Raw genomic sequence first — 12889 nt, 5'->3', positions numbered from 1 at the left:
CCGGGATTTCCACCCGGCGGTGGAGGTTTCACGCCGCGATGTGTTCGCGTGCTGCCAGCAGTTGCACGCAGGCACTGGCCGCCTCTTTGCCCTTGACCTTGAAATGCTCGAAGAAGAAGCGGTGATGGTCCGCGCTGTCATGGTAGTTGTGCGGCGTCAGCACCGCCGAAAGCACCGGCACGCCAGTCGACAATTGCACATTCATCATCCCGTCGATGACCGCGCTTGCAACAAACTCGTGCCGGTAGATGCCGCCATTGACGACGAACGCGGCGCCGAGGATAGCGGCATAGCGGCCGGTCACGGCAAGCGTCTTTGCATGCAGGGGAATCTCATAAGCGCCAGGCACATCGAAGACATCGACGGCAAAGCGTTTCTCTCCGAGAACCGCCAGTTCCGCCTCGAATGCTTCAACGCATTGGTCGACGATATCGGCATGCCAACGCGCGCGAATGACGGCAACGCGGATCGTTTCATAGTCGTTGTGGGAATGCTGATTCATGGGTCCATCCTTCCGTTTCGAACCAGAATCAGGACGCACGATACGGAGTCCGAACCGCGAAAGCGGACCGTCTTCCATTTCGTTCTCTTCCATCCGGACTGTGACCGTCGGCTCCGGAATCACACCGGATCTGCTGACCCCTCCGGCTAACCGGAAAGCGCTCGCGGGCTTGGGCCGAGACCCTTACCGCCGGTGGGGACTTTCACCCCGCCCTGAGAACATTGACGGCGTTTGTATGGAAGGGCCGGAAAGCGCTGTCAACCACCGGCGTCGTCGTCGATGGCGCAGAAATAGCGATTCGTTTCGACCTGGTCACCGTTGAGGGCGAGGGAGGAGAGCGTCAAATGGCGATCACCGGTAAGGCAGGCAGCACCTTGTCCAAGGTGATGGGAAATTCACGCACTCGCACGCCGGCCGCGTTGTAAACGGCGTTGGCGACAGCAGCCCCCGCACCGCACACGCCGAGCTCGCCGAGACCCTTTGCGCCAAGCGGGTTGGCCTTGTCGTCGTCTTCCTCGAGGAAGGCGACCTCCATATCGGGGACATCGCCATTGACCGGCACATGATACTCGGCAAGATCGTGATTGACGAAGTGGCCGTAGCGCGGGTCGAGCACCGTCTGCTCCATCAGCGCTGCACCGATCCCCCAGGTCATGCCGCCGATGATTTGCGAGCGCGCGGTTTTGGCGTTGAGGATACGGCCCGCGCCGATCACAGCCAGCATCCGGCGCATCCGGATTTCACCGGTATCGCAATCGACAGCGACCTCTGCGAAATGCGCGCCATAGGAATGCTGCGAATAGGTCTTGTATGACTGGGTGGTGGCGCCCGCGGCTACGGAGCCTTCGGCTTCGAGCCCGTCGGGAGAGATCCCTCGGATAAGATCGGCCAGGCTCGCCGATCGCTGGCCGACCCTGACCTCGCCGTCGGCAAAGCTTGCCTCGGTGGCGTTCGCGCCGCGCAACGGCGAGGCTTCGTTCGACTGCGCCGCCTCCAGGATCCGTTCCTTGAGGACGTTGCACGCATTATACAAGGCCGAACCCGCGCTTGCTGCGCCCCAGGACCCGCCGGAGCCGGCGGTACGCGGGAAGCGGCTGTCGCCGAGCTCCACCTTGACGGACGAGATCGGCAGGCCGAGGCTCTCGGCGGCAATCTGGGTCAGGATCGTATAGGTGCCGGTCCCAATATCGGTCATGTCGAGCCGCGCCGTCACCCGACAGTCCCGGTCGATCGCAACCCGCGCCGTCGCCGCGCCGATATAGTTCGGACGGATCGCCGCCGCCATGCCGTGGCCGATAAGCTTGCGGCCCTCCCGAGTTCGGCCCGGTGTCGGGTTTCTCCGCTCCCAGCCGAAACGGCGGGCGCCTTCCTCCATGCAGGCGACGAGATTGCGGGTGGAGAACGGCACGCCGCGCTCGGGATCCTGTGCCGGTTCGTTGCGGATCCTGAGTTCGATCGGGTCCAGACCGGCGCGCTCGGCGAGCTCATCCATGGCGCATTCGAAAGCCAGCATGCCGGGCGCTTCGCCGGGCGAGCGCATCCATTCGCCGCGGTTGATGTCCAGCGGAACCAGGCGATGGCGGGTGAGACGGTTCGGCGCGGCGTAGAGCGAGCGCGCAAAAACTGCCGTTTGTTCGCAGTACTCCTCGAAGCTGGACGTTGCGGACCAGACATCGTGCGCGATCCCGGTGAGCCGCCCGTCAGTGTCCGCGCCGAGACGTACCTGTTGGACCATCTCTGCGCGATGACCGGCATTGGCGAACATCTGTTGTCGCGTCAGCGCGATCTTCACGGGGCGCTGCAGCACCTGCGCTGCAAGTGCGGCCAGGATCGTGTCGGCATGGGCAATCAGCTTGGAACCGAAGCCTCCGCCGATGAAGGGGCTGACGATGCGCACTCGCTCGAGCGGGATGCGAAGCGTGCTGGCGACCCCGGCCCGGAAGTTCGCGAGGGTCTGCGCCGATGTACGGATCGTCAGCTCGTTGCCTGACCAGGCAGCAAGCGTCGCATGCGGCTCCATCGGATTGTGATGTTCGAAGGGGGTCCCGTAAGTGGAATCGATCTTGATCGGCGCCGTCGCAAAGGCGCGCTCGAAGTCGCCGACCACGCTGTCGGTCTCGAAGCCGGCATTGGTCCGCTTTGGCGCGTAGGCGTCGGCGATATGTCCCGGTAGATCGTAGAGGCCCGGCTCCTCGTCGTAGCGTACTCTGATGAGGCCCGCAGCAGCGCGCGCCGCCTCGAACGTCTCCGCAACGACCAGCGCGACCGGCTCGTCGTAATACCGTACCCGATCACTGTTGAGCGCGGGCCGGGGGCGCGTGAAGACCTCCGGCACCGTTGGCGTGACCGTTGGGCCGAAATCCGGCTGGGCCGGCGCATTGCGGTTCGTCATGACGAGCAGCACTGCCGGCGCCCGTTCGGCATCGGCCGTGTCGATCTCGGCGATGCGGCCCTTGGCGACGGAGGCGCCGAGAATGTAGCCATAGGCTGTACCATCCAGCTCATTCTCGTAAGCGTATGTGGCGCCGCCCGTCACTTTGAGCGGACCGTCGATGCGGTCGATCGGCCGCCCGATGATGCCAGCATCGGGACGAGGTTTCACCCTTGAATGGGTGGCGGAGCCGGGCAGTCCGGGTATGGTCTCGTTCATAAGTCACCTAAAGATTTTTCATCTGGAGTTCGGAAGCATCGAGGCCGCGACGACGCCGCTTCCTCGCACCTTTATGTTCGTCGCGCGGCGGCCGGAGCTCACGCGGCGATCTCGCCGAAATACTCGCGAAATTCGACCAGCCTCCCTGTCGGGCCGGCCCGCATGAGGATCGCATGCAGGCCAGTGTAGGGCGCGCCGCCGATTGTCCCGCTCCCGCGGTCGCAGACGATGACCCAGTCGGCGGCGAAGAGCTTGAGATCGACGGTCGATTTCGTGATCCTGTTTCCCTGCGCTTGATGCGCGGCGGTCTAGGCTGCGAGTGCCCGCTTGCCTTCCGGCGGTCCGTGTCGGCCTCGTTGCTCGCCGACAGGGAATTGGAAGGTCATCGTCTCATCGCAACAATCAAGGAATGCCGTCCAGTCGCCAGAGGCCCAGCCGGCAAAGAAGGCGTCGACGGCGGCCTCGAGCCCGTGACGAGCTCCCGGGTCGGATGTGGCGCCCCAAGCTGCGGCGGCAGAAACAAAAAGGCCGCCACCCGCGGCGGCAACGGCGCGTCGCGTGAGTTTCATATCGATCTCCTGCTCGTCGCCTGCATCTGGGAACCGCTGTTCGGGGTCGTCGTCTCTGTCATCGTGTCACCTCACGCACTCTCGACGGCAGCAGCGAGCGTGTGCCGCATCGTCCGTTTCGCCAGCGGGATCTTGAAATCATTGGCGCCATGCCCGACAGCTCCGGCGAGCGCGGCTTCGGCCGTGTCGATAAAGGCACCGTCGGACGCCGACGCTCCTGCGAGCGTGCGCTCCGCCTCCGTCGCGCGCCAGGGCTTCGCTGCCACGCCGCCCATGGCGATCCGAGCACTTCGGATACGGTCGCCGCCTTTCTCGACGATTGCTGCCACGGACACCAGCGCGAAGGCGTAGGAAGCACGATCGCGCACCTTGCGGTAAAGCTGCCGGCCGGGTGGCGGCGGCGGCAGGACAACCGCGACGACCATTTCGCCGTGGCCGAGCACGGTCTCCACCTGGGGCATCGTCTCGGGCAATCGATGGAAATCGCCGATCGGGGTCGTACGGGTCTCGCCGCCGGGCGAGACGGTCTCGATCCTGGCGTCGAGCCCGGACATGGCGACCGCCATGTCAGAAGGATGGACCGCGATGCAGGCTTCGCTCGCGCCGAGTACGGCGTGCATGCGGTTGAAGCCCTGAAGTGCCGCGCAGCCCGAACCCGGCTGGCGCTTATTGCAGGGCATGTTGCGGTCGTAGAAATAGGGGCAGCGCGTGCGCTGCAGGAGATTGCCGCTGGTCGAGGCCTTGTTGCGTATCTGGCCGGACGCTCCCGCCAGCAGCGCTTGCGTGAGCATCGGGTAGCGCGACCTTACCCGCGGGTCGGCGGCGAGATTGCTATTGCGGACCTGGGCGCCGACCCGAAGCCCGCCTTCCGCCGTCTCCTCGATCCGATCAAGCGGCAGCCGGCTGATGTCGACGAGATGCGCTGGGCGCTCGATCTCGAGCTTCATCAGGTCGAGCAGGTTGGTGCCGCCGCTGATGAACTTGGCGTCCGGCCGGGCCGCAACCGCGGCCGCCGCCTGCTCAGCACTCGTCGCACGTTCGTAAGTGAAGGACTGCATTGCTCATGCCTCCTCTGCCGCGTCGCGGATTGCAGCGACAATGTTCGGATAGGCGGCGCAACGGCAGATGTTGCCGCTCATCCGCTCGCGGATCTCGGCATCGGTGAGAGCGACGGAAGCCGCTGCCACGTCGGCGCTCGCATGGCTTGGCCAGCCGGCCCGCGCCTCGCCCAGCATGCCAACCGCCGAGCAGATCTGGCCTGGCGTACAGTAGCCGCACTGGAAACCGTCGCGGGCGACGAAGGCGGCCTGGACCGGATGCAGCCGGTCACCCTCGGCAAGGCCCTCGACCGTGGTGATCTCGTCGCCTTCATGCATTGCGGCAAGCGTCAGGCAGGAATTGATCCGGCGCCCATCGACGAGCACCGTGCATGCGCCGCACTGGCCGTGGTCGCAGCCCTTCTTCGAGCCGGTGAGGCCGAGATGGTTGCGCAGGGCGTCGAGCAGCGTCGTCCGCGGGTCGAGCTCGACGGCAAGATCCTTCGCGTTGATCCGTAACGACATCGTCATCGTCGGTAGCGGCGAGGACGATGCAGCCGCCGTGACGGTCTCGACCGGCTCGGCGTCAACCGGTAGTCCGGTAGCCAGGAGCACCCCGGTCGCAACACCGCCTTCCAATACCATCCGACGCGTCGGCCCGCTCCTGTTGTCCGTTTTGGCCATGCATGATCTCCCAGCCGCAATGAAGCGCAGACGGCAACTTGACCCGAGCGAACCCTCGGGTTCTGTCACCCAACGACACTGGAGGTGGGAGTGCGGGCGGCGGCTTTCTTTCAAGAAACCGGCGGCACTATCAGGATTCTGGAGAAGAATTCACCCGATAGGCACGAGGCGTAATGCCCCTCAGACGTCGGAAGGTCGTGGTGAAGTGGCTCTGGCTTGAGAAGCCGAGCCGAAAGGCAATGACACCGATCGACAAACCCGTTTCGCGCAGCAGCGCCTCCGCTCGCCGCACCCGTTCCTCGATCACATAGGCGTAGGGTGCAAGGCCGGTCGTCGCCTTGAAGCGACGCGCAAAACTGTCGACGGCCATGCCCGCGGCGGCTGCCAGCTCGCTTAGCGAAATGTCGGAATTCATATGCGCATCGATGTAATCCCGAACGCGACCAAGTGCCCGGCGGCTGAGACAGCCGTGACGTACAAACCGCGGTTGCTCCCGGCTCAGGTTGGCCACGCGGAGACTGACGAGGGCGACCAGATGCTCGACATAGGCAGTGTCTGGCTTGTGGCCGAGTGCCATCTCGTCACGAAGCGAACTCAAGAGCGTGGCGACGACCGCGTCTTTCTTGTTTATCAGTATAGGCAGGTTCCTCAGGCGTTCGCATCCGGGAAGCCCGATATCGGGATCGATCCACAGGGCTGAATAGGAGAGGTTTACATCGCGATAGAAGCCCTGTCGTTCCGCGCCTGCCGGGACGAAGGTGAGGGCTCCGGGACGGTCCATTCCGTCGTAAAGGGATCGTGCCTCGTGCCGGATGGATGTATGGGACGTGCCGCCTTCTTCGGTCAGCACGATCAGATGATGAGGGGCTGTCCAGCGGAGCTCCGCCTCCCGGCACGCCCACCGCCGGTTGTCGAAGACGATCGAGGAGCTGACCCATGACGCGGTTTGCAGGGGCTCCGACTTCTCGTCCTGGCTCCGAACCCGTCCGTCACCAAGCAACGGTCTGAATGACATCGCGGTATCCCGCTGGTTCACTCGCCGAGCCGTGGGCAACCCCGGCTTCGAGCGTTGGGCGCCGCCCCGCCGCTATGCATACGGCCGTCCATGTGGGACAGGCAACGGGCGTTTTTAACCGTGCCGTGTTCAAGAAATCGTGAGATCAGGCAAATCCGGAGCGCCCTCTCGGCAAAGCGGATCATCCGCGCTCGGGAAACATCGCCCTCAGGCCTTCGCGCGAGGCCGTAGCGACACCGCGTTCGGTGATCAAGCCGGTGACCAGCCGCGCCGGCGTCACGTCGAAGGCCGGATTGGCCGCCGGCGTGGCTTCCGGCGATACGCGGACCTGGGCGATCTCGCCGGAAGCGGTCTTGCCCCAGACCAGTGAGACCTCGTCGGGCGAGCGCTGTTCGATCGGGATGTCGGCCAGCCCGTCGCCCACGGTCCAGTCGATCGTCGGCGACGGCAGCGCGACATAGAACGGCACGTCGTTGTCGTCGGCGGCGAGCGCCTTGAGATAGGTACCGATCTTATTACAGACATCGCCGTCGGCGGTGGTCCTGTCGGTGCCGACGACGACCATGTCGATCTGGCCGCGCTGCATCAGATGGCCGCCGGCATTGTCGACGATCAGCGTATGCGGCACGCCGTGGCCGGCCATCTCCCAGGCGGTCAATTGGGCACCCTGGTTGCGGGGTCGTGTTTCGTCGACATAGACATGGACTGGAATGCCGGCTTCCGTCGCCAGATAGATCGGCGCGGTGGCGGTGCCGTAGTCGACCGTGGCCAGCCAGCCGGCGTTGCAGTGGGTCAGGATATTGACCGGTTCGCCCGGCTGCTTGCGCGCCGCGATCGCCTTGATGATTTCGAGCCCATGGGCGCCGATGGCGCGGTTGAGGCCGACATCCTCGTCGGCGATCTCGCCGGCACGCCGATAGGCAGCCGCGGCACGTTCTGCCAGGGGAAGCGTCAGCAGGAAGCGCTGCATTTCGTTCAGCGCCCAGCGCAAATTGATCGCCGTCGGGCGCGTTTCGTGCAAGGTTGCCCAGACGGCGTCGAGTGCAGCATCCGACGGATCGTCGGCCATCTGCATGGCGACGCCATAGGCCGCGGTGACGCCGATCAGCGGCGCCCCGCGCACCCACATGTCGCGGATTGCCGTGGCGATGCCGGCGACGGTATCGATCTTTTCGATGCGGAAATCATGCGGCAGCCAGCGCTGGTCGATGATCTCCACCGAACGCCCGTCGTCACTCGGCCAGATGGTGCGGTAGTGGCGGTCGCCGACGTTCAAATCCTGCTCTCCCGTTCGATCAGCGCGGCCAACCGGTTGACCTCGTCGATGCTGTGGATCTGGCGCCGGTTGACGGCGAGGTGACGGCCGAATTTCAGCGCCTTTGCCTCACATCTGGCGCGCAGATCCGGATCGGCAATGGTCTCGAAATCGGCATTGTGGGCAAGGCCGAGAATTCGCCGGTGAACCTCGACGCCGGCAAAGCCGAGCAGATCGGTCCAGATCGAATGCAGCATGTGGTCTAGCGCCTGCTCGGCGCCAAGCCTGTCGCCCTGATCTTCGAACAGGCTCTTCTGGTAGAGCATGCCGGTACGCTCGGTTCGCCACAGATGCGAGAACTCGGCGCGAAACACCGACCATGTCTCGACCGTAACGCCGAGCAGATAGTCACGCATGGCGTCGCGGCTTCCGTCCTGTTCATGGCCGCGCTGCGAGAAGAACGCCATCCAGAAATTGGCGAGCAGCATGCCGACGTCGAAGGCGATCGGCCCGTAGAAGGCGAATTCGGGGTCGATCATCCTCGTTTCGGTGTCGGTGACCATGATCGAGCCGGAATGCAGGTCGCCATGCAGCAGCGTCTCGGCATTGGCAGCGAAGATGTGCTTCATGCGCTGCGCCTCGACCTTGAGGTCGCGGTCGGCCCGCAGCTCTGCGACAATGCCATCGAGCTGCGGGCTGGTGTGCCGGTTCATCTTGGCATCGAAATACGGATCCGAGAAAACCAGGTTCTCGGTGATGTCGCAGAGTTCGACATTGTCGGCGAACAGTGCCAGATCGGCCTTGCGGTCCTTGGTCGCCATATGCAGGTCGGAGCCGCGAAACAACGTGCGGGCCATGAACAAGCCGATGTCTGTCGCGATGTTGGGCAATTGCCGGCCTTCGATCAGCGCCCGCCGCAGGATAATGTGCGGCGACAGATACTCCATGATGATCAGCGCCTGGCCTTCGTCGAAGTAATAGATATCGGGCACCGAACCCGGCGCCCGCGGCTGTTGCCGCGTCAGCGCATGGTATTCGAAGAAGGAGCGTTTTAGCGGCAGCGGCCAGCTGTCGCCGACCAGCCGGACGTAGGGCAGGGCCTGCTTGACGACGGCCGCACCCTCAGCACCCTCGACGATGAACACCAGGTTCAGATTGCCGTCGCCGACTTCACGAACCTTCCACTGGCTCGTATCCTTGCCGATCTGCGAACACAGGGGCTCGTTGGCACCGAGACGGCCCGCCAGTGTCTCGACCGACAGTGCTTCGAACGGCGATTTCCCAGTCATCCTCACCTCCCGCTCATGTGCTCCGATGATAGCGGAGCCAACGCGGTCGGGCCAAGCTAGGAAGCCTGCTGGCAATTGTCAATCGTGTTGACAATTGCCGATATAGCCCATAGCGTCATGGTCAGGGAGGAACGAATGGGCAATGATGCCGTGTTCCGCGTCGACGGCCTGAGGAAATCCTTTGGCCATATCGAGGTGCTTGGCGGCGTCTCGCTCGAATTGCATGCCGGCGAAGTGACCGTGCTGATGGGCGCCAACGGCGCCGGCAAATCCACCCTCGTCAAGATCATCAGTGGCGTCTACGACCATGGCGGCGGCTCGATGTCGCTTGCCGGTCATGAGTTCGACCCGAAAACGCCGGCGGAGGCGATCCGCGCCGGCGTCGTCACCGTCCACCAGAACATTAATGACGGTGTCGTCGCCGACCTCGACGTCGCCACCAATCTTACCCTCGACAGGTTGAGCGGCAGCGGCGTGCCGACCCTGTTCAATCCAGGCCGGGTGCGTCGCGAGGCAAAGGCGGTGGCCGACCGCATGGGACTGGCCATCGACCTCAAGGCCCGGATCAGCGATCTCTCTCTGGCCGACCGCCAGATGGTGGCGATCGCCCGCGCCATGGCGCACCGGCCGAAAGTGCTGATCCTAGACGAGCCGACTTCCTCGCTGTCCAGCGCCGAGGCCGACCGGCTGTTCGCGCTGCTCGACCGGCTTCGCCAGCAAGGCGTGGCCATCCTCTACATTTCGCACCGTATGTCTGACATCAGGCGGCTTGCCGATCGCATCATTTCGATGCGCGATGGGGTCATCTCAGGCATCTTCGACAAGAAGCCGCTGGATTACGAAGGTGCGGTCAACGCCATGCTCGGCCGCAAGATCCAGCTCGAGCGGATCGTCGCCAGGAATTCGGCCAAAGCAATTTTTGCCACGGACGGGTTGCGGGTTGCAGAAGGCGCCCGGCCGATTTCGCTGACCCTCGGCGACGGCGAGGTCGTTGCCATCACCGGCCTCGTCGGCGTCGGCAAGACCGCGCTCGCCGAGACGCTGTTCGGCCTGCGCCAGCCGCTGGGCGGGACCATGATGCTGAACGGGAAACCCTATGCGCCGGCATCGACCGGCGAAGCGATTGCCGCCGGTGTGTTTCTCGTCGCCAAGGACCGGGGCGAAAACGGCATCGTCGGCGACTTCAACGTCCAGGAGAATATCAGCCTGCCGTTCCACAGGCGCATGTCGCGTCTCGGCGTCCTCAAGCGCCGTATCGAACGCGCCATTGCTCGCCAGCAGATCCAGGAGTTGGGCATCGTCTGTCGCTCCGAGAGGGACGAGATGGCGTCGCTTTCCGGTGGCAATCAGCAGAAGGTGATGGTCGCCCGCTGGATGTCGCAGGCGGCAAGGCTTTTCATCCTCGACGAGCCGTTTCAAGGTGTGGACATCTCGGCCAGACGCGATATCGCCGCCAAGCTGCGGACCAGCGCCCACGGCCGCGCGACGCTGCTGTTCGTCACCGAACTCGACGAAGCCCTGGAGACGGCCGATCGCATCCTGGTGATGTCGGAGCAGACGATCGTCGGCGAGCACCGCAATACCGATGTCGATCTCGAGCGTCTGCTGGCCGAAGTGGCGGGCGGGCCTTTGCACAGCGCAGCCTGAGAGCGGGAAGACGATGAGAATTGGAATGGAGAGGGCATGAATTCGGGTCGGATAAAGACGGTGCCAGCGTGCGGGAGCGCTGAATGATCCTGCGCGACAATGCTATTCGCTACGGCTTCATCGTTCTGTTGTTCGGGCTGATCGCCTATTTCGCTGTTGCCGCCGATGGTTTCGTCTCGCCGCAAAGCGCCGTCTTCATCTTCCAGTCGGTCGCCATCACCGGTGTTCTGGCGCTCGGCGTCACCGCCACGCTGGTCGTCGGCGGCTTCGACCTGTCGATCGGCTCTGTCGCCACCAGCGCCATGATGGCGGCTGCCTATGTCATGGTGGTGCTGGGGCAGAACGCCGTCGTGGCGGTCGTCGTCTGTCTTGTGATCGGCGCCGTCGTCGGCCTGATCAATGGCTGGCTGATCGTCTATATGCGGGTTCCGGACCTTTTGGCGACGCTCGGCATGATGTTCCTGCTTGTCGGCCTGCAGCGCATACCGACCGAGGGCCGTTCGATCGCCACTGGCATGACCATGCCCGACGGCTCGGTCGCCAACGGCAGTTTCGGCGCCGCGTTCCTGGCGCTTGGCCGCCATCGCTTCGATTTCTTCATCCCGAACCTCATTCCGGTGTCGGTCGTCGTCCTGCTCGTGCTGGCGGTGCTGATCTGGTTCTTTCTCGAATACACGCGTTTCGGGCGCATGATGTATGCGGTCGGCAGCAACGAACGCGCCGCAGAACTCGCCGGCGCGCCTGTCAAGGCATACAAAATCTGGGCCTATGTGATTTCGGGAGTTTTTGCCTCGATCGGCGGCATTTTGCTCGCTGCCCGGCTTGGACGCGGCGACATCGCCTCGGGTAATAATCTGTTGCTCGACGCGGTGGCTGCGGCACTCATCGGTTACGCGGTTCTCGGCGCCGCCAAGCCGAACGCCTTCGGCACGGCTGTCGGCGCGGTGTTTGTCGGCGTGCTGTTGCAGGGCCTGACGATGATGAACGCGCCTTACTACACGCAGGATTTCGTCAAGGGCGTGGTTCTCGTGGTCGCCCTTGTCTTTACCTTCGCCCTTTCCGGCAGGGGCAGGAGATAGGGGTTCGACCGGGTCACATTTTGGGTTCAACAAGTGGAGGAAACGACGTGAACATCACAAGAAGGCTTTTAGGGAAGGCAGCGCTCGGGCTTGCCGGCGCAACATTGCTTATGCAGTTGCCGGCGATGGCGCAGGACAGGCCGGCGCCGTTCGACAAGCCGGGCGCCGTCAAGATAGCGCTGGTCCGCTATCTCTCGACTGGCGACTTCTTCCAGGCGTATCTGTCCGGCGTCGAGGCGCAGGCCAAGGCACTCGGTGTCGACCTGCGCGTGCTCGACAGCCGCCAGGACGCGGCGCTTCAGGCGGACATGGTCGACCAGGCCATCGCGCTCGGCGTCCAGGGCATCATCATCCAGCACGGCCTGACGGAATCGATGAAGGACGCCGCCCAGCGCGCGGTCGAGGCCGGCATCAAGGTCGTCGCCTTCGACGTCAATGTCGAAAACCCCAAGATCCCGCAGATCGAGCAATCCGACCGCGACCTCGCGCGCCTGGCGCTCGAACAGGCGGTCAAGGACAATGGCGAGAGCTGGAAGGCCGGCTATGTCTATGTCGCCGGCATCGCGCCGCTCGACCGCCGCAACGAGACCTGGGTCGAATTCAAGAAGAAATATTCGGGCATCAACGAAGCCGCCATGTTCGGCACGCTCGACAATCCGATCGCCAATTCGGTCGCCAACCAGGCCCGTTCGGTGCTATCGGCCCACCCCGACATCAAGGTGATGTTCGCGCCCTATGACGAATTCGCCAAGGGCGTGAAGATCGCGGTCGACGAAGCCGGACTGAACAAGGACATCAAGATCTATTCGGCCGACATCTCGACCTCGGACATCGCCGCGATGCGCGAGCCGGACAGCGCCTGGGCGGCAACCGCCGCCACCAACCCGGCCGTCGTCGGCCAGGTCTCGGTGCGTGCGCTGGCGCAGCTGTTGGCCGGTGAAGATCCCGGCCACAACGTCATTGTACCGCCGACGCTGATCACCCAGAAGGACCTCGTCGACAAGGACATCAAGAACATGGAAGACCTCTCGGCCAAGCTGCCGCAATTCGCCCATGCCGACGTCGCGATGCCGGCCTGGATGCCGAACCCGAACGCGAAGTAGTCTTTCGCTATAGGCAAAGGAAAAGAGCGGCTCGCGGGCCGCTCTTTTTGTTGGTCCGG

11 protein-coding genes and 1 riboswitch are annotated in these 12889 nt (G+C 64.0%); of the genes, 3 read left to right on the top strand and 8 right to left on the bottom strand.

Translation table 11 applies throughout. The annotated features are described in order from the left end of the window. Positions 1 to 28: 28 nt before the first annotated feature. The 8 genes from NKI17_RS01790 to mtnK form a co-directional block, all read right to left on the bottom strand. Positions 29 to 502 (bottom strand): 6,7-dimethyl-8-ribityllumazine synthase, encoded by a 474-nt coding sequence (locus NKI17_RS01790; RefSeq protein ID WP_023676012.1) that lies wholly within the window; start codon positions 500 to 502, stop codon positions 29 to 31. A 77-nt stretch (positions 503 to 579) separates the two neighbouring features. Then, positions 580 to 726: riboswitch (FMN riboswitch) on the bottom strand. Between the two features lie 116 nt (positions 727 to 842). Further along, on the bottom strand, positions 843 to 3152 hold the full coding sequence (locus tag NKI17_RS01785; protein ID WP_352905325.1) for a xanthine dehydrogenase family protein molybdopterin-binding subunit: 2310 nt from the start codon (positions 3150 to 3152) through the stop codon (positions 843 to 845). A gap of 308 nt (positions 3153 to 3460) precedes the next feature. Next, entirely contained in the window at positions 3461 to 3721 is a 261-nt protein-coding gene (locus tag NKI17_RS01780) for a nuclear transport factor 2 family protein (protein ID WP_352905324.1), read from the bottom strand. 71 nt (positions 3722 to 3792) lie between these two features. Beyond that, on the bottom strand, positions 3793 to 4779 hold the full coding sequence (locus tag NKI17_RS01775; RefSeq protein WP_352905322.1) for an FAD binding domain-containing protein: 987 nt from the start codon (positions 4777 to 4779) through the stop codon (positions 3793 to 3795). A gap of 3 nt (positions 4780 to 4782) precedes the next feature. Further along, a complete protein-coding gene (locus tag NKI17_RS01770) occupies positions 4783 to 5442 on the bottom strand; it encodes a 2Fe-2S iron-sulfur cluster-binding protein (protein WP_352575587.1) in 660 nt (219 codons plus the stop codon). Positions 5443 to 5572: 130 nt separating this feature from the next. Then, positions 5573 to 6457, bottom strand: coding sequence for a helix-turn-helix domain-containing protein (locus NKI17_RS01765; protein ID WP_352905321.1), 885 nt, complete (start codon positions 6455 to 6457; stop codon positions 5573 to 5575). A gap of 181 nt (positions 6458 to 6638) precedes the next feature. Further along, the gene (gene mtnA / locus NKI17_RS01760) at positions 6639 to 7733 is read right to left on the bottom strand and encodes an S-methyl-5-thioribose-1-phosphate isomerase (RefSeq protein WP_352455228.1); all 1095 of its coding nucleotides are present in this window, start codon (positions 7731 to 7733) and stop codon (positions 6639 to 6641) included. Then, the gene (gene mtnK, locus NKI17_RS01755) at positions 7730 to 9001 is read right to left on the bottom strand and encodes an S-methyl-5-thioribose kinase (protein ID WP_352905320.1); all 1272 of its coding nucleotides are present in this window, start codon (positions 8999 to 9001) and stop codon (positions 7730 to 7732) included. Before mtnK ends, mtnA begins: the two co-directional genes overlap by 4 nt. A 135-nt stretch (positions 9002 to 9136) precedes the next feature. On the opposite strand from mtnK, the gene NKI17_RS01750 reads away from it, so the two are divergent. The 3 genes from NKI17_RS01750 to NKI17_RS01740 all read left to right on the top strand — a co-directional run bounded on the left by NKI17_RS01750 (position 9137) and on the right by NKI17_RS01740 (position 12830). Continuing rightward, positions 9137 to 10648: a sugar ABC transporter ATP-binding protein gene (locus NKI17_RS01750; protein WP_023676004.1), complete on the top strand. Its 1512-nt coding sequence runs from the start codon at positions 9137 to 9139 to the stop codon at positions 10646 to 10648. Positions 10649 to 10731: 83 nt separating this feature from the next. Next, on the top strand, positions 10732 to 11727 hold the full coding sequence (locus NKI17_RS01745) for an ABC transporter permease (RefSeq protein ID WP_023676003.1): 996 nt from the start codon (positions 10732 to 10734) through the stop codon (positions 11725 to 11727). A 47-nt stretch (positions 11728 to 11774) separates the two neighbouring features. Beyond that, complete coding sequence (locus NKI17_RS01740) at positions 11775 to 12830, top strand: substrate-binding domain-containing protein (RefSeq protein WP_023676002.1); 1056 nt, start codon at positions 11775 to 11777, stop codon at positions 12828 to 12830. Positions 12831 to 12889: the final 59 nt, after the last annotated feature.

This window comes from Mesorhizobium sp. M0816 (genome assembly GCF_040320005.1).
Taxonomy (GTDB): domain Bacteria; phylum Pseudomonadota; class Alphaproteobacteria; order Rhizobiales; family Rhizobiaceae; genus Mesorhizobium.
The sequence above is the reverse complement of the archived record's forward strand: the minus strand, read 5'-3'. Positions and strand labels throughout refer to the sequence as shown.

Bases quoted from the DNA above. Each gene is read 5' to 3' on its own strand.
- NKI17_RS01765 (WP_352905321.1), bottom strand. From the start codon at position 6,457: ATGTCATTCAGACCGTTGCTTGGTGACGGACGGGTTCGGAGCCAGGAC.
- NKI17_RS01775 (WP_352905322.1), bottom strand. From the start codon at position 4,779: ATGCAGTCCTTCACTTACGAACGTGCGACGAGTGCTGAGCAGGCGGCG.
- NKI17_RS01750 (WP_023676004.1), top strand. From the start codon at position 9,137: ATGGGCAATGATGCCGTGTTCCGCGTCGACGGCCTGAGGAAATCCTTT.
- NKI17_RS01785 (WP_352905325.1), bottom strand. From the start codon at position 3,152: ATGAACGAGACCATACCCGGACTGCCCGGCTCCGCCACCCATTCAAGG.
- mtnK (WP_352905320.1), bottom strand. From the start codon at position 9,001: ATGACTGGGAAATCGCCGTTCGAAGCACTGTCGGTCGAGACACTGGCG.
- NKI17_RS01745 (WP_023676003.1), top strand. From the start codon at position 10,732: ATGATCCTGCGCGACAATGCTATTCGCTACGGCTTCATCGTTCTGTTG.
- NKI17_RS01770 (WP_352575587.1), bottom strand. From the start codon at position 5,442: ATGGCCAAAACGGACAACAGGAGCGGGCCGACGCGTCGGATGGTATTG.
- NKI17_RS01780 (WP_352905324.1), bottom strand. From the start codon at position 3,721: ATGAAACTCACGCGACGCGCCGTTGCCGCCGCGGGTGGCGGCCTTTTT.
- NKI17_RS01790 (WP_023676012.1), bottom strand. From the start codon at position 502: ATGAATCAGCATTCCCACAACGACTATGAAACGATCCGCGTTGCCGTC.